This is a genomic window from Nostoc sp. CmiVER01, from assembly GCF_034531135.2.
Classification (GTDB): Bacteria; Cyanobacteriota; Cyanobacteriia; order Cyanobacteriales; family Nostocaceae; genus Nostoc.
Window position 1 is genome coordinate 303,035 of sequence record NZ_JAVRBU020000003.1, and the last position, 14,115, is coordinate 317,149.

The following is a 14,115-nucleotide window of genomic DNA, read 5'->3' on the forward strand; positions in this document are numbered from 1 at the left end:
TTAAAAATTTGAGTAGTGCAACATTTATTAATATTTATTAGCTAAAATTGTAATAGTAATAAATACTTACTTAAGAACAGGAGGGGTGAACTATGGAAAGCACCCAGTTCGATAGGATTCTGCGACGAGTAGCAACGATAATATCGGTCGTGATTCTGACTCTGTGCTTAATTTATATCTCTACCGGAGTTCTGCTGTCTTTTTACTATGAACCAACAGCAGGCGGAGCTTATAACTCATTGAAGATGATTAATACACAACTGCCATACGGGTGGTTGTTTTGGAGAGCGCATGATATTGCTGGTAACGCGGTAATTGCGATCGCTCTGATTCAAATTGTAGTGATGTTTTTAGGTCGGCAATTTCGCAAGAGTTGGTTGGCTGCTTGGATTAGTGGGATTTTGTTGACCCTAAGTGCGATCGCACTGAATTGGACAGCGATGATTCTAGATTGGACTCAGGAGGGATACTGGCGTTTTAACATTGAACTAGGAACCATCGAAGCCATTCCTTTTATTGGTGGGCAACTCCGCGAAATCCTAACTGGCGGTGGAGCCATTAACACAACTACTATCCAACACCTTTACACAATTCACAGTTATCTGATTTCGGTGGCGACCCTAATTCTTGCCATAGTGCATTTATCTGCTTTACTGTGGCAAGAATGGGAAGTGTATCAAGAAACGCCCAGACCAGAAATTGATAATTCGCAACAATCACCAGGAAGCGAATTTATTCCTTCCCAAAGCTAATAAAGAGGAAAGGGGGCAGGGGGCAGAGGAAGAAGGCTCTAAATTTATTTATGGGCTTGATCTTGGACGCATTATTTCTTGTGCTATCCATCTTGAAATAAATTTATTTGCTTTAAAATCCCTATTGCGTGGAAATTACAGCATTTTCTCCCCTGCTCCCTGCTCCCCTGCCTCCCCTGCCTCCCCTGCCTCCCCTGCCTCATCCCCCAGGAGCCTCACTAGCTGACAATTGAGGTAATTGGGAAAGGGATAGGTCTTCAACCTCTGGTAGCTTTTCTAGAGCGAGGGGAGTGGATTGGGTAGCACCAGATAAGCGTTTTAAAAGGCTAGGTCTGGGGTCATGCAACAGGTAAATAATGCGATCGCCAATTTCCCACTCTTGGTTAGCTGGCATTACCTGTAAGCGTTCTTCTCGTTCTATCAATAGCGGTATTAATACTCCAGTCCGAATTTTTTCTTGGATGCGGTCGCATTGAGTAGAAAACTCCAACTCATCTAGCGTAGTTGTCCCTAGCTTGACACGCCCATCATTCAAATATTCATTCCAAGTTTTAATTGCTAAATCTGGGATAAAAGCTTGATTAACTTTATTACTAACCGAAATATTCGCTTGCGGATCGCGGGGGAAAACAGCTAAGACGCGCGGCGGCTTAAATTCCTCAGCTGCTCGTTGAGCCAAAACAAAATTCACCTCGCCATTACTAGTCATAGCCAAAAAAGTACCCATAGAGGCAAGTCCTGCCTCTTCCAAAACAGCAGCATCTAGCCCACTGCTAGCAATCACCCGCAGATTTTGCGCCTCGGCTTGTACAAGACATTCGGGGTCAGTATCAATCATGACCACGTTTTCCCCCCGTTCTTGAAAGAAGCGGGCAATCAAAAGACTTAACGGATTACAACCTACAATCACCGCCCCAGTTACGTCTTTGGAAGTGATTTGCAGCCATTTAGCAACCCAACCAGCTGTTAGTCCTTGGCAGACAACAGTCATGATAATTGTCAAGAAAACTAAAGCTTTGATGGAATCACCGCCGTTAATGCCGCGCTGTGTCAGCGAAATCGCAAAAAAAGAAGCAACAGAGGCAGCAACAATTCCTCTAGGAGCAACCCAGCTTAAAAACAGTTTTTGTCGCCAGTTTAAGTCACTGTTCCAGGTACACAAGAGGATATTAATTGGGCGAACGACAAACATTAATACCAAAACAGTGAATAAACTACCCCAACCCAAAGCCAACACACTGGCAATAGATAAATCAGCGGCTAATAAGATGAACAGTACCGAGACGCTGAGAATTGTCAGCTGACCCTTAAAGCTCCTTAACAGGCGTTCTTCTGGGACTGAGGAGTTAGCAAAAACTGCTCCTGCAACTACCGTTGTCATTACTCCCGATTCACTGCGGATTATTTGCGATAAGGTAAATAGGCTCCAAAGTATCGCCAATACCACTAAGTTTTTTAGCTCGAATGACAGAAAACTGGCGCGTTTGAAAATCAAACTCATCAGATAACCGCCAGCACCACCAATTGCCGCCCCAACACCCAAACGCATCAGCAAACCGACGATCGCATTAATGGGGTCAGCATCGCCATTTAAAATCGTGTCAAGGACGACAAAGGCGAGGATAGCCCCTACAGGGTCAATTAAAACCCCTTCTCCTTCCAAGAGTGTTGCTACTTGCCGATCTACATTGATTTGTTTGAGCAACGGCCCAACAACAGTTGGGCCTGTTACCACAACAATAGAAGCATAGAGAAAAGCTATCTTCCAGGGGAATTCACCCAGCCAGTGAGCAGCCATACTCCCACCAACCAATGTGATCAGTGTTCCTAGAGTGACGAGCAATTGCAGGCTAACTGAAACTCTACCTAACTCTCGCAGATCCAAGTTAAGTCCGCCTTCAAACAAAATGATTGCCGTTGCTAAGGCAACAATAACTTCCAGGCCAGTGCCTAGTAAATGGGGATGCAACAGCCCGATGCCATCAGAGCCAAAGAAGATGCCCAACAACAATAACAAAACGATGCTGGGTATCCGAAAGTATGCAGCCAGCACTTGAGCGCTAATGCCTGCAAGGACGGCGATCGCCATCTGTAAGGTAATTTCAAAAGATGCTTCCATGTTGGAGATTTTGAGCGATTTATTTCAAAATCTTTTATAAAAAACCGTAGATATTAACTTTACACGGTACAACATCATACCCTCTGCCATTGCTGAATTTAGCTTTTCTATTTAAGCGTCTCTTTAAATTCCCAATGCCGGACGCTGATGAACCCTGCGGCTTGCCACAAAAGTATCTACAGAATTCTTTTGGTATCTCCATGTATTTCTATCCTCTTCAAGCTCTTGCCTCCACCCAGTTTAGCCGCCACAAACTTTTTTTGGCAAAAGCTATTGACAAAGGCTAAGAAATTAGTTACCTTATAAAAGGTCTGAGTCCGATGCCCCCATCGTCTAGAGGCCTAGGACACCTCCCTTTCACGGAGGTAACGGGGATTCGAATTCCCCTGGGGGTACTTAAAAACAATCAAAAAGCAAACAAAAAGTATTTTTTTTTGCGAGAAATCTATAAATTAAATCATCATCCAGACAAAAGCCTGGATGATGGTTTAACTATACGGAAGGTTCTTTGCTAGCTAACTCTTCTACACGTTGGTGAATAGCGAGAAGATTTAACTGTAAATCTTTGCTCAGTCGGTTTTCAATGATTCCCACTGGCATAGTGAGTTTAGGCCAAACTTGAATTGTGTAGCATAGATTTGTTCCGACATACTCACCGAAAGAATAATAAGGCTCTAAGCACCAGCTACCAGAAAAGCCTTTAAAATCTCCTTCCACCATGCGGAAGTTAATTTCCTTGGGAAAGTATTCTTCCAAATCCAGAACTACCCGCGCACTAAAATTGAAACTTAGTAAGCGCTGGGAGCCTACTTGCTCTAGTCGAATACCACCATTAGGATGCTCGATTAGACGACTTTTGGCGAGGTTGGGGAGAAAGTCAGGTAAGGCTTCATAATCTGTCAGAACCTTCCAGATTTGTTCTACTGGTTGGGGAATTTGGACTTTGGCGGTGATTTGTCGCTGTCGCTCTGCTATTTTCTCAATTTGAACTTCTACCTTAGCTGCCACGACTGCATCAGCAGTCAAATCCCCTTCGAGGTTGATGTCATCACTAGGAGACTGGAAATCAAGGTTCTCTGTTGTGTTCTGTTGTTTAGTCACTTTCAGGATTATGATTTGCTTTCGTCAGAAAATTGGGGCAGAGTTAGGGTGAAGCAAATTTCGCTCTGTTCAGAATCCGAAATTGGGAGACTTTCAACTGCGATCGCTCCATTCAAATGCTGCACTAAAGACTTGACTAAAGCAAGTCCCAAGCCAGTCCCTGGAGTCCAGCGCCCTTTTCCGCGACGGAACTTGTCAAAGATATAAGTCGCTTCTTCTTGAGAGATGGCATGCCCTGTATTCGTCACCTTCATGATAACTTGATCAATTTGTCGATCAACTTGGTGAGAGGCTTTCAGGTGGACAATGGTATCATGCTCTGAATATTTACAGGCATTTGTTAACAATTCTTGCAGGATGCGGTCAAAACTCTCCAGTTCCGTTTGCAGTTTTAGTGATTCCTCTGGTAAATCTATAGAAATCTTTAATCCTTTCTCTGCGAGTTTTTTCTCGAAAGATGCTGCTATATTCTGAATTCTAGTATTTAAATCTATAGATTCTAATTGCGGGGCTTCGTGAGACGACTCTAGTTTCTGGAGTGTTAACAAGTCATTAATCAAGTTAATTTCTTTTGTACATTCCTGCTCTAAGATATCCATGTATCGAACCTGACGCTCTGGCGCAATTCCTGGCAAACGTAAGTTCCGAATTGACATCAGCATGTTTGTCAAAGGATAGCGTAAGCGATCGCTCATGTTGCTCAAGAATTCATCTTTGAGTTCATTGAGTTTCTGTAGTTGCTCTACATACTGCCGGGTTCTTTCATGCAACTTTGCTTGGAGTTCGAGACTACTCTGTAGTTTCGCTGTCCGCTCATCTACCAAAGTTTGCACTTGGCGCAATGTCTGTGACTGAATTATGGCATTACTTACTTGAGCACAAACCAGTTCCACAAGATTTAATTCTGCTGCTTGCCAACCGCGAGTTACAGCTTGCTGTAGCACCAAGAATCCTAAAATTTTACCTTGGTTCTCTAATGGTACTAATAAGACCGCAGGGAATTGCTCTACTGCAAATAATGCAGCAGCTGAGGAAGTATCATTTTGCTCTGTGTAATTATCAAAGATTACTGGTTTAGCAGAATCTATGAAGGCACGCTGGCATAAACCACACTCTGAAAGCAAGAAAGACTCATCTTCTAAGGTATCTGGTTTAGTAGTGCGAGAAATTTGTGTTTCCTTAGCCCATTCACCAACCACTCTAGCCTTCGCTTTCGGAATTTGTTTTTTAGCTTGAGTTCTAAATAGTGGGTCTGTATATTTTAGTAATATAAGCAAACCCCGATCTGCCTGTAGAGATTCGGCAGTAGAGGCGATAACTAACTGGAGCATTTGGTTAAGCTCCAAGTTGCTACGGTTCAGTAATGTTAGTTGCTTGATCAAGCTTTGATACTGATTGCTCTTTTGCAGATACTCTTGTTGATGAGCAATTAGTTGGGCTTGTGCTACGCGAGAAAAAGCGATCGCGCAAGCCGATTCCACCTGTTTTAGCAGTTGTTTTTCTGATTCACTCCAATCATAGGGTTGGAATTTTATCAGATTAATCACGCCATTATTATTGTCACCAAACCGGGTGGGAATTGCCAAAACTGCTTTTATCGGTAGTGGCAAATATTGACACCCAATTACCAGACTGTTCTGAATGATGGAAATATCTTCAATAGTCAATGGTTCAGCAGCACATTGCAGCACTGGCGAGTGCATAAGCAACTGTTCCATCGAAAACATCTGTTCTTGTTGTGGTAACGCTAGATATTCATCAGCACACCAATTACTAGTAATCGCTTCGTCGGATGTCTCACCCGTTATTGAAACTAAGCAGCAGCAATCTACTTGAAAGACAACTCCTAGCAATTTGGCAATATCTTGCAGCATCAAGGCCGTAGTGGAGCTATTGGCAATGATTTGGTTAATCTTTTCTACCAACTTGTGGGCAGGTTCTTCCTGATGCTGCATCAGCTTGACTTGGTAAGGTTGTAGTCGATCTATGTCATCTACATAATGTGGCGGCGACGATAAAGGCTTTTTCATTCTTGGCACGCCCTCAGATAATAACTCCATTGTTTTTGCACCCAACTGGTTGGCATATTCTTCACCGTTAGTTGTGTTGCTCCACCTTGATAATTGACAATTCTTGTATGAATACTTTCTCTCACCTGTTATAGCCCTTTTCTATAGAAGATGGCCAAGTTCTCGTTATATTAAGCAAATTGCTACATAGGTAGTGAGACACTTAGGATATTCTAAAATGTCCCAGCCTGATTATTTTGGCTGGTTTATCTTATTAATATTGAGATAATTAACTAACTGTGACTTAGAATATCCTGTCTGTAAGTATACATAAACCGTAATTTCTCTGGAATCTCAGGGAAAATCACTAAAATATAACCGTAAAAATACTGGAGCTATTTTAAATATTTTGTAAAATTTTATTTTTCTCTTAATTTGAACATTCTTAACAATAAGTTTTATTTCTTAGATAAAATCAAGCTAAATACTGAATGCAGCCCAATTATTTAGCAAAAATAACTGAGCTGCATTGCCTGAATATAAGACTATCCAGCCAAACTTTCGATACTCAGAGGAACCATATCGCCATTCCTGGTCAGCCCTAACAACATCGGTTCTTGGGGTTGAATTAGTTGACCTGTGAGTACACAGCGTTCTTCTTGCTGAGCTGTGGCAGCGATGCTAGCTCGAATGTCGGTTCGGGAAAATCGAGGCTTCCATTCACCTGATTTTTGCTGGACATAATTCCAAAGGATATCTCGGATCAAAGCTTGATATCCCTGATTGCCAGCTATTTCTTTGAGCTTATCTTTTAGTTCCCGTTCTAGGCGGATGCTGGTAACTTCCATATCGGTAGTTGGGGTGCGAGCGATCGTATGCATCACTATTTCTCCTTAAAGGTATAGACAAGATAGTAATACAAGTGTAGTATGTTTAAAGCGATATTCAATAGGTGAAATTTTCTGTGAAATCCATTTACCCCATCTCTACTTCAATTTTGTGTGCCACCAATTGCCGAACCGGTTGGGAATCGGCTGCTATGGAAGTGGAGTATTTATTTATGGGCGATGGTAGCCGAAATCAGGGGCAAATCACAGAGGGTAATTATGACTTTAGACATCTCAGCATTAGTGCGCTGATTGCAAAACCAGAACTAGATCAACAAAGCGGGGGGTACAGACAAAGGAATACTGTACCGATATAAGACCAGAAAATTTTCTGGTCAATTCTAACCCCCGCTTCACCGAAAACTTGAAGCGGGGGTTTTTTTATAAGGAGTTAAGCTGTGACGATATCTTCAATGCGCGGCGCGAACGCAATGCAAGTGTTAGAGCAATCTGTGGTGGTGTTTTCTCAAAATTACTTGCCACTATGTCGGATCAATATCAAGCGGGCGATTGTGCTGTTACTAACAGACAAAGCTCAACCGCTAGGTTTTACCACAGAAGGCGGATGGCGAGTTCACTCACCCAGTTTGGTAATTGATGTGCCAAAACACATTCGCTTAACAGTTACTTCTAATGAGCGGATGTGGAAAGTTCCGCCAGTGAATCGGCGGGAAGTGTTGCGACGAGATCATCACACTTGCCAATACTGCGGTAGCGGCAAACATCTAACGCTAGATCATGTGATACCGCGATCAAGAGGCGGTTCTCACACTTGGGATAACGTAGTCACAGCTTGTGAGAAATGTAACTCCCGTAAAGGCGATCGCACCCTGTTTGAAGCTGGTATGCAACTGCGTACCAAGCTAAAAGCACCAATTCACCCCGCGATTTCTTTTGCCGAACAGTTTTGGATAGATATGCAAGGAAGCCTGGAATAACAGGAGAGCATAAGGAATGCTGAAATTAACTTACACTGAAAGCAGTTTTGATTTGGAATGTCTCACTCTGTCGCTAGAAGAATGGGTAGCACAGCGAGTGATTTTAGCCCTGCGAGTTGGGCAAAGTTTATGTATTGAACCCAGTACCGCTTCCTTTTTGCTTCCTGTTGATTTGCCAGGAGTAGAAGTGCTTAAGGCTGAGGTAAAAAGGGATGACAGAGAAATCATTGCCCTCTCTGCCTGCGATGCCGAATATATGGAAGTCACCCTGCGGGGTTCTTGGCTATTAGATAGTTCTAAGGATGCTGTAGGTGTTTTTTTCACCACTATGAGCGATCGCGCTGAGTTCTTCTTGCACAAACTCTGGCAAGAATCTCAAGCTTGTGCTTCTGTCATGAGCGAATAAACAAAATAGTAAAGTGAGTTAATTTTGGATTTTAGATTGAATAATCCAAAATCCAAAATTTAAAATCTCAAATTCGGGGAGTAATTATTTCTCCCCATTTATTGCGCCATTTTTAACAATTCGGGAATTGTCACAAATCGGTAGCCTTGCTGTTTGAGTCCACTGATGATTTGTGGCAATGCTTGTACAGTTCTTTGGCGATCGCCACCACCGTCATGCATCAAAACAATAGAACCTGGTTTTGCACCTTTCAATACATTATTGACAAATGCTTGCGGTTTGGCATGAGGATCTGTATCGGCTGAAGTTAGCGACCACATAATTACAGCGTCTTTCTGGCTTTTGGCGTAAGCGGCTAGTCCGTTGTTTAAAAAGCCTCCAGGAGGACGAAACAGAGCAGTTTTGACTCCTGTAGTTTTGTATATCAGATCGGCTGTGCGATCAATTTCACTCTTAGCTGTGGCTTCATCCATTCGTCGATACCAATGATGCCAAGTATGGTTGCCAATGGCGTGTCCCTCAGCTACCTCACGCTTGGCTAGGTCGGGATTTGCTTGTAAAGCTTGTCCTACCCAAAAAAATGTTACCTTAACATCATTTTGCTTCAGGATATCCAGCATTTCTAGGGTTGTCTTCGGCCAGGGCCCATCATCAATGCCTAGAGCAATAACCTTCTCGTTATTCCTGGGATGCACCTGATAAACTGTTTTTCCCTGAAATTTAGCTGGGACTGTAAAGGTAGGGTTTTCTACTTTGGCTGGCGGTAGTTGGGCATTAATTTGGCCCTTTGCTGGATGAGCTTGAACTTGTGCAATAGGGATTTTGCTTAAAGGCTTGTTCAAACCCAATTCTGGGGTCATACTACAAGCTGTAATCGTAGAGGCGATCGCAACAAAACTAATTACTTTTTGTCGCTTAAGGAAGTTGTTTGTCACGTTAGGCTTTTCAGGCTTTTAAAGATTCACCCAATCATAAACTGTAGTTTGACTTTTCAGAGGGTTTAGCAAGCTCAAATATAAGTGCAGAAGCTTTTATAGACAATTTCAAAAAATTTTTCTGAAACCCCTTGACACCTTTTGTAGTATTTTGTAGTATAAATGTAGTGAAGCCAAAGACAAAGCTTCTCAAGGGTCAAAGTCATGTTCTACATACAATTAAAAGACAGGCGTTGGAATAAACCACAGTCCCCAGCCAACAAAGCTGTTCCTACTTACAAACCATCGGTAGTAGAGGCAAAAAACGAAAAAAGCTCTAAATTTGCACTCATCAAAACCACTGAGTACATCCGTAATACACAACAGGTTTGCTACCTAGAATTTTGGTTGTTTTCCTAACAGTTAAAAGTCAATTATCTGAACCTTGAAAACTAAATAAGAAATGGGCAAGTTCACCAAAATTCTGTGCCTAAAAACTTAAAAGTTTAGGCACAGATTCCAAAAAATCGGGGTGTAGCTCAACTGGCTAGAGCTTTCCGTTGTCTGCGGAAATGTTGCGGGTTCAAATCCTGTCACCCTGGTTGTAGTCCTGTAGGCGAATAGTTGAAGCCGTCAGTTTCTCAAACTGAAGATTGCGAGTGCGAATCTCGTCAGGACTCCCAAATGGTCAGGTAGCCAAGTGGTTGAAGGCGTTGGTCTGCAAAACCGATTAGCGCGGGTTCAAATCCCGCTCTGACCTCTGTCGCAGTGTAGCTTAACCAGCAAAGCCCCAGGTTCATACCCTGGTATATGCGGGTGCAAATCCCGCCACTGCCACCAAATGCAGGGATGGTGTAACGGCAACACCTCGTGACTCCAAATCCGATGTTCTGGGTTCAAATCCTAGTCCCTGCGTCAATCATGCCCCTGTGGACGAATGGTTAAGTCGCTGTTCTTTCAAAGCAGAAATTGCGGGTTCAAGTCCCGTCAGGGGAATCATTATGGGTCGGTGGCCGAGTCTGGTTGAAGGCGACAGTCTGTAAAACTGTTCTTTTTTGCACGCAGGTTCAAATCCTGCTCGACCCACTGTGGAGAGGTGGCTGAGTGGCTCAAAGCGTCCTCCTGCTAAGAGGAAACGGGTAGTTAATATCCGTCGCAGGTTCAAATCCTGTTCTCTCCGTTTTGAGAGTGTGGTGTAACTGGATAACATCTCAGTCTACGAAACTGAAGACGTGAGGGTTCAAATCCCTCCACTCTCGTTACATGGGAGAGATGATGGAGTGGCTGATTCGAGTTGAATTAAACCAGTCCACTGGGTAAAACCCATCTCTCCTCCTCATACCAATTCTCCTCTCATCAAACAACAGATATAAACCCTCAAACCCAGGTATTATCTGAATTTCTTAATTTTGAATTTTGAATTGATATTATCCCCCGGTAGCTCAGTTGGTAGTAGCGCCTGTCTGAAGAACAGGAGGTCGTCGGTTCAATTCCGACCTGGGGGGCTTCGTTGCCTCATAGCTCAATGGTAGAGCAAGCGGCTGTTAACCGCGCGATTGTAGGTACCCTTCGGGAACGCTAACGCGAACGAGTCCTACTGAGGCAGCCATTCATTGCCGGGTGGACGAATTGGTAAGTCGCATCGCTCTGAACGATGAGGTTGCAGGTTCAAACCCTGCCCTGGCAATAAAGCCCTGTGGTGTAATTGGCAACATAGCGCCCTTTGAAGGCGAAGATTCCAGGTTCGACCCCTGGTGGGGCTGCCAAACTCTGCTCTTGTAGCCCAATTGGAAGAGGTGGCAAACTTAAAATCTGTTTGCTTGTGGGTTCGACTCCCACCAGGAGTACTAACGGGATGTAATTCAGTGGCCAGAAGCCATGCTTTGGGAGCATGGAGTCGCAGGTTCAAATCCTGCCATCCCGATATGCCCTTGTAGCCCAACGGAAGAGGCGCTTCGCTTAGAACGAAGAGGTTGCTGGTTCAAATCCAGTCAAGGGTATTGGTGAATATGCGGGGATAGAGCAACGGTGGCTAGTCAGACTCATAACCTGAACATCAGCAGGTTCAACTCCTGCCCCCGTCACCAAAATTAGTGCTGGTGTAGCTCAATTGGCAGAGCAACTGACTTGTAATCAGTAGGTTACAGGTTTAATTCCTGTTACCAGCTTGATGCGGGTGTGATGTAATCGGTAGCATCTGAGTGCGCCATACTCAGCGCGTGGGTTCAAGTCCCTCCACTCGCTTGCGTAGTCCTGTAGCTCAACGGTAGAGCAGTTGCCCTACAAGCAAAGGGTTGCAGGTTCAATTCCTGCCAGGACTACCAAATATTGGGAGTGTAGCTCAATGGAATAGAGCTTCGAGCTTCTACCTCGAAAGTTGTGGGTTCAAGTCCTACCATTCCCGCCTAAACAAGTCAAAAGTCAAAAGAATGAATTTAATTATTTTTGTTTCTTTTTAGTTTTTACTTGTTTGATGGGGTCATAGCTCAAATGGCTAGAGCGCCTGCCCTGCAAGCAGGAGGTTATGGGTTCAAGTCCCATTGATTCCACTGATGGTGTCTGAAGCCAAAGTGGTCGAGGCGCTGGTTTGTGGAACCAGTCATAGCGGGTTCAAGCCCCGTCAGATACCTTTGAATTAATAATGGAGGTTATGATATCAAGATATTTTTGAGAGCTAGATTTATTAAATTTTTTTTGTTGAGAAGAGTTGATAAAAGTTAATTCAATTTTATTTTCTAAACAGGCTTGAAACTTGTGTTTATCATTATTTTGAATAGACGCTAGTTTTTCGGCTCCGTAAATTGGCTCGTAATGGAAAATGCCATTTAACTCAAAAGCTAAATTTAGGGAGGGTATGTATATATCAAGCTCTGCATTGATGGCATCTCTTCGATTGAAATGAATTTCCAACTCTGGATAAAGCTTTGAAAGCTGCTCGTCAAGACAATATTCAAGCTTAGATCGTCTATTCCCATGATTCTTATGGAAATTTCTATAAGTGGCTGCACAAGAATTTGAACAAAAATCAAGTTTACCTTGTTTTATGCGATGCCTTTGTTTAGAAAAAAATTTCCTACAGTTACAACAAATTACTTCTTTCGCTAGGATGGGTTTTACAAATAACGGTAAGCCAGAAACTTTCAAAGCATTATTCCAACTTCCAAACTTTCTAATAATTGTATTATGCGCTACTGGGCAAGGAATACTTTTATCTCTAACTTTATTTAATGCAGGAATCTTACCATGAGACTGATAGTATTCTTGGAACCATTCTATTAATTTTTCTTCAGTGATTTGCATGAAAATTATACGCCCTTCAATGGAAGATGCTGCTGAATGGACGGCAACCAAGCTTGAACCTTGGAGTACGGGCAACTGTAGGGGTACCCTACGGGAAGCAAGCTACAATTCCTCCATCTTCCTCTTTTCCACCTGAAGCCGAAAAGCGAGGCGCTGTGCTGATAACACAGAAATAGGAGGGGCAGTACCTCCCCGGTGGATTTATATCTAGTGTTGGTGTTAACAACGCTTGCGATCTAAATGTACGATCGCACTTGCTCATTTCTTATTTAAATTAACTAGGGTGGTTGGCATAACGGCTGTGCAGCGAGCTTTTAACTCGCAGAAATAGGTTCGACCCCTATACCACCCATTAAGCAATTCAAAATTAAGAAATGCAATCCTAGCCAGCCTTTTGGCAATTACTAATATGCAAATTGAACGCATTAGGTTATGAATAGGAACTAGCGATCGCCAACCGAGCATGTTGCAATAATATATCTTTATCCAAAGCATTTACGGGATATTGCGGTGTTACTGCCAGCAGTTTATCGATTCTTTCTTTGGCTGCTTCCACTACTGATTCGTCTAAGCTACCCTTGCTAAGGGAATCAACAAAATCTTCAGCAATCTGATAAGTTCTTTCAATAGATGATGAATTAATATTGCGCGAGACAATAAATAGGTCACAACCTGCATGAAATGACCGCGCCACAGTTCCAGATTTCATAAACATATCTGAAATTGCTTTCATATCCAAGTCGTCAGATACAACTACTCCCTCAAAGCCAAGTTCCTCCCTAAGTATGTTTTTCAAAATAGCTTGGGAAAGCGTTGCTGGCACATCGGCATCTATCTTAGGAAATAAAATATGGGCAGTCATGATTAAAGGTATCTGTACTTCAATTAGAGCTTTGAAAGGTATGAGTTCTCGAAGTCGCAGGTCTTCTAAAGTTAAATTCAGTATTGGTAGCTCAATATGAGAGTCTTTGCTGGTGTCTCCATGTCCGGGGAAGTGTTTGGCACATCCCAAAATTCCTGATTCTTGAAGTCCAAGGTAGTACTCACGCGCATCTTTTGCAGCAATTTCGGGAGTGTTACCAAATGCACGAGAGCCAATAACGGGGTTGTGTGGATGGGAAAAAACATCTGCTACAGGTGCCCAGGATAAATTTATGCCTAGTGATTTAAGTTCTACTGCTGTGGCTTTTGCTACTTCGCGGGCGTGCGATCGCAGCAATAACGCATGAGGAAATCGCGTAATCGGCAGTGGTGTACGAATGACACGACCTCCTTCATGATCCAAAGTCATAAACATCGAATCACGTTCAGTATATTCTCGTATCTGATTGTTTAAATCTTTGAAGCTTTCTAGCCAAACCTGATATGGGGTGCTATCCAAAAAGTTTTTAGCAAAAAAGATCGCCCCAATCGGCTTTAATTCATTGAGTGCGCGTTTATCATCATCGCTTAATGTCGTGCCGGAAATACCCAAAATCAGGTGATGTCCAAAGCGTTTTAGCTCTTGCGATACACTCATAATTTTTTACCTATAAGTTCTGCGGTAAACAACTAAGTTGTTCAACCTAAAGCATATAAACTTTTATCCTACATCCTTATGGGGAGTGAAAAGCTTTCAAAGGAAGGTTTTGATTCTGGTTGGGGAAAGTAGGTAAGCTCTAAATTTGCCTTGATTTTTACATTGTCAAT

Annotated in this window: 12 protein-coding genes and 24 tRNA genes; 29 read left to right on the forward strand and 7 right to left on the reverse strand. The window is 42.9% G+C overall.

All coding sequences use genetic code 11. The annotated features are described in order from the left end of the window. Positions 1-92: 92 nt before the first annotated feature. Entirely contained in the window at positions 93-752 is a 660-nt protein-coding gene (locus RMZ43_RS06230; protein ID WP_322655171.1) for a cytochrome b N-terminal domain-containing protein, read from the forward strand. 199 nt (positions 753-951) lie between these two features. Here RMZ43_RS06230 and RMZ43_RS06235 read toward each other — a convergent pair whose 3' ends face one another. After that, positions 952-2,871: a cation:proton antiporter gene (locus RMZ43_RS06235; protein ID WP_322655172.1), complete on the reverse strand. Its 1,920-nt coding sequence runs from the start codon at positions 2,869-2,871 to the stop codon at positions 952-954. Positions 2,872-3,193: 322 nt separating this feature from the next. On the opposite strand from RMZ43_RS06235, the gene RMZ43_RS06240 reads away from it, so the two are divergent. Then, a tRNA-Glu gene (locus RMZ43_RS06240) sits at positions 3,194-3,266 on the forward strand. Positions 3,267-3,363: 97 nt separating this feature from the next. Here RMZ43_RS06240 and RMZ43_RS06245 read toward each other — a convergent pair. From RMZ43_RS06245 to RMZ43_RS06255, 3 genes are all read right to left on the reverse strand, one after another. Beyond that, entirely contained in the window at positions 3,364-3,972 is a 609-nt protein-coding gene (locus RMZ43_RS06245; protein WP_322655173.1) for an SRPBCC family protein, read from the reverse strand. Positions 3,973-3,980: 8 nt separating this feature from the next. Continuing rightward, a complete protein-coding gene (locus tag RMZ43_RS06250) occupies positions 3,981-6,002 on the reverse strand; it encodes a GAF domain-containing protein (RefSeq protein WP_322655174.1) in 2,022 nt (673 codons plus the stop codon). Positions 6,003-6,526: 524 nt separating this feature from the next. Beyond that, entirely contained in the window at positions 6,527-6,862 is a 336-nt protein-coding gene (locus RMZ43_RS06255) for a ribbon-helix-helix domain-containing protein (protein WP_229460451.1), read from the reverse strand. 71 nt (positions 6,863-6,933) lie between these two features. Between RMZ43_RS06255 and RMZ43_RS06260 the strand changes: the two genes are divergently transcribed. The 3 genes from RMZ43_RS06260 (at position 6,934) to RMZ43_RS06270 (ending at position 8,212) form a co-directional block, all read left to right on the forward strand. Beyond that, complete coding sequence (locus tag RMZ43_RS06260) at positions 6,934-7,185, forward strand: hypothetical protein (protein WP_322646186.1); 252 nt, start codon at positions 6,934-6,936, stop codon at positions 7,183-7,185. A gap of 114 nt (positions 7,186-7,299) precedes the next feature. Beyond that, entirely contained in the window at positions 7,300-7,806 is a 507-nt protein-coding gene (locus tag RMZ43_RS06265) for an HNH endonuclease (protein ID WP_322655275.1), read from the forward strand. 16 nt (positions 7,807-7,822) lie between these two features. Next, a complete protein-coding gene (locus RMZ43_RS06270; RefSeq protein ID WP_322655175.1) occupies positions 7,823-8,212 on the forward strand; it encodes an alr0857 family protein in 390 nt (129 codons plus the stop codon). A 98-nt stretch (positions 8,213-8,310) separates the two neighbouring features. Here the strand turns inward: RMZ43_RS06270 and RMZ43_RS06275 are convergent, their stop codons facing one another. Then, on the reverse strand, positions 8,311-9,147 hold the full coding sequence (locus RMZ43_RS06275) for a polysaccharide deacetylase family protein (RefSeq protein ID WP_322655176.1): 837 nt from the start codon (positions 9,145-9,147) through the stop codon (positions 8,311-8,313). Between the two features lie 204 nt (positions 9,148-9,351). On the opposite strand from RMZ43_RS06275, the gene RMZ43_RS06280 reads away from it, so the two are divergent. The 23 genes from RMZ43_RS06280 (at position 9,352) to RMZ43_RS06390 (ending at position 11,755) form a co-directional block, all read left to right on the forward strand. Next, the gene (locus RMZ43_RS06280) at positions 9,352-9,546 is read left to right on the forward strand and encodes a hypothetical protein (RefSeq protein WP_322655177.1); all 195 of its coding nucleotides are present in this window, start codon (positions 9,352-9,354) and stop codon (positions 9,544-9,546) included. Positions 9,547-9,654: 108 nt separating this feature from the next. Beyond that, positions 9,655-9,728, forward strand: a tRNA-Asp gene (locus RMZ43_RS06285). 4 nt (positions 9,729-9,732) lie between these two features. After that, positions 9,733-9,809 (forward strand) — tRNA-Glu (locus RMZ43_RS06290). Positions 9,810-9,812: 3 nt separating this feature from the next. After that, positions 9,813-9,886 (forward strand) — tRNA-Cys (locus RMZ43_RS06295). A gap of 4 nt (positions 9,887-9,890) precedes the next feature. Next, positions 9,891-9,966 (forward strand) — tRNA-Met (locus tag RMZ43_RS06300). Positions 9,967-9,969: 3 nt separating this feature from the next. Then, positions 9,970-10,041 (forward strand) — tRNA-Trp (locus RMZ43_RS06305). A gap of 9 nt (positions 10,042-10,050) precedes the next feature. Beyond that, positions 10,051-10,122 (forward strand) — tRNA-Glu (locus RMZ43_RS06310). Between the two features lie 7 nt (positions 10,123-10,129). After that, positions 10,130-10,212, forward strand: a tRNA-Tyr gene (locus RMZ43_RS06315). Between the two features lie 4 nt (positions 10,213-10,216). Then, a tRNA-Ser gene (locus RMZ43_RS06320) sits at positions 10,217-10,306 on the forward strand. Positions 10,307-10,310: 4 nt separating this feature from the next. Continuing rightward, positions 10,311-10,385 (forward strand) — tRNA-Arg (locus tag RMZ43_RS06325). A 172-nt stretch (positions 10,386-10,557) separates the two neighbouring features. Further along, positions 10,558-10,631, forward strand: a tRNA-Phe gene (locus RMZ43_RS06330). Positions 10,632-10,637: 6 nt separating this feature from the next. Further along, positions 10,638-10,735 (forward strand) — tRNA-Asn (locus tag RMZ43_RS06335). 5 nt (positions 10,736-10,740) lie between these two features. Further along, positions 10,741-10,813 (forward strand) — tRNA-Gln (locus RMZ43_RS06340). A gap of 3 nt (positions 10,814-10,816) precedes the next feature. Beyond that, positions 10,817-10,892: transfer RNA gene (locus RMZ43_RS06345), tRNA-Gln, on the forward strand. A gap of 6 nt (positions 10,893-10,898) precedes the next feature. Further along, positions 10,899-10,973: transfer RNA gene (locus tag RMZ43_RS06350), tRNA-Leu, on the forward strand. A gap of 4 nt (positions 10,974-10,977) precedes the next feature. Then, a tRNA-Pro gene (locus tag RMZ43_RS06355) sits at positions 10,978-11,050 on the forward strand. Between the two features lie 3 nt (positions 11,051-11,053). Beyond that, positions 11,054-11,126: transfer RNA gene (locus RMZ43_RS06360), tRNA-Leu, on the forward strand. Positions 11,127-11,221: 95 nt separating this feature from the next. Then, positions 11,222-11,294 (forward strand) — tRNA-Thr (locus RMZ43_RS06365). Between the two features lie 4 nt (positions 11,295-11,298). Then, a tRNA-Gly gene (locus RMZ43_RS06370) sits at positions 11,299-11,370 on the forward strand. 5 nt (positions 11,371-11,375) lie between these two features. After that, positions 11,376-11,450, forward strand: a tRNA-Val gene (locus tag RMZ43_RS06375). 6 nt (positions 11,451-11,456) lie between these two features. Beyond that, a tRNA-Arg gene (locus RMZ43_RS06380) sits at positions 11,457-11,530 on the forward strand. A 71-nt stretch (positions 11,531-11,601) separates the two neighbouring features. Continuing rightward, positions 11,602-11,675 (forward strand) — tRNA-Ala (locus tag RMZ43_RS06385). Positions 11,676-11,681: 6 nt separating this feature from the next. Beyond that, positions 11,682-11,755: transfer RNA gene (locus RMZ43_RS06390), tRNA-His, on the forward strand. Here the strand turns inward: RMZ43_RS06390 and RMZ43_RS06395 are convergent. Further along, complete coding sequence (locus tag RMZ43_RS06395; RefSeq protein ID WP_322646182.1) at positions 11,737-12,426, reverse strand: homing endonuclease associated repeat-containing protein; 690 nt, start codon at positions 12,424-12,426, stop codon at positions 11,737-11,739. The two genes, RMZ43_RS06390 and RMZ43_RS06395, sit on opposite strands and share 19 nt — an antisense overlap. Before the next feature lie 281 nt (positions 12,427-12,707). Between RMZ43_RS06395 and RMZ43_RS06400 the strand changes: the two genes are divergently transcribed. After that, positions 12,708-12,778: transfer RNA gene (locus RMZ43_RS06400), tRNA-Lys, on the forward strand. A gap of 78 nt (positions 12,779-12,856) precedes the next feature. Here the strand turns inward: RMZ43_RS06400 and nagZ are convergent. Continuing rightward, positions 12,857-13,945: a beta-N-acetylhexosaminidase gene (gene nagZ / locus RMZ43_RS06405; RefSeq protein WP_322655178.1), complete on the reverse strand. Its 1,089-nt coding sequence runs from the start codon at positions 13,943-13,945 to the stop codon at positions 12,857-12,859. Positions 13,946-14,115 lie beyond the last annotated feature (170 nt).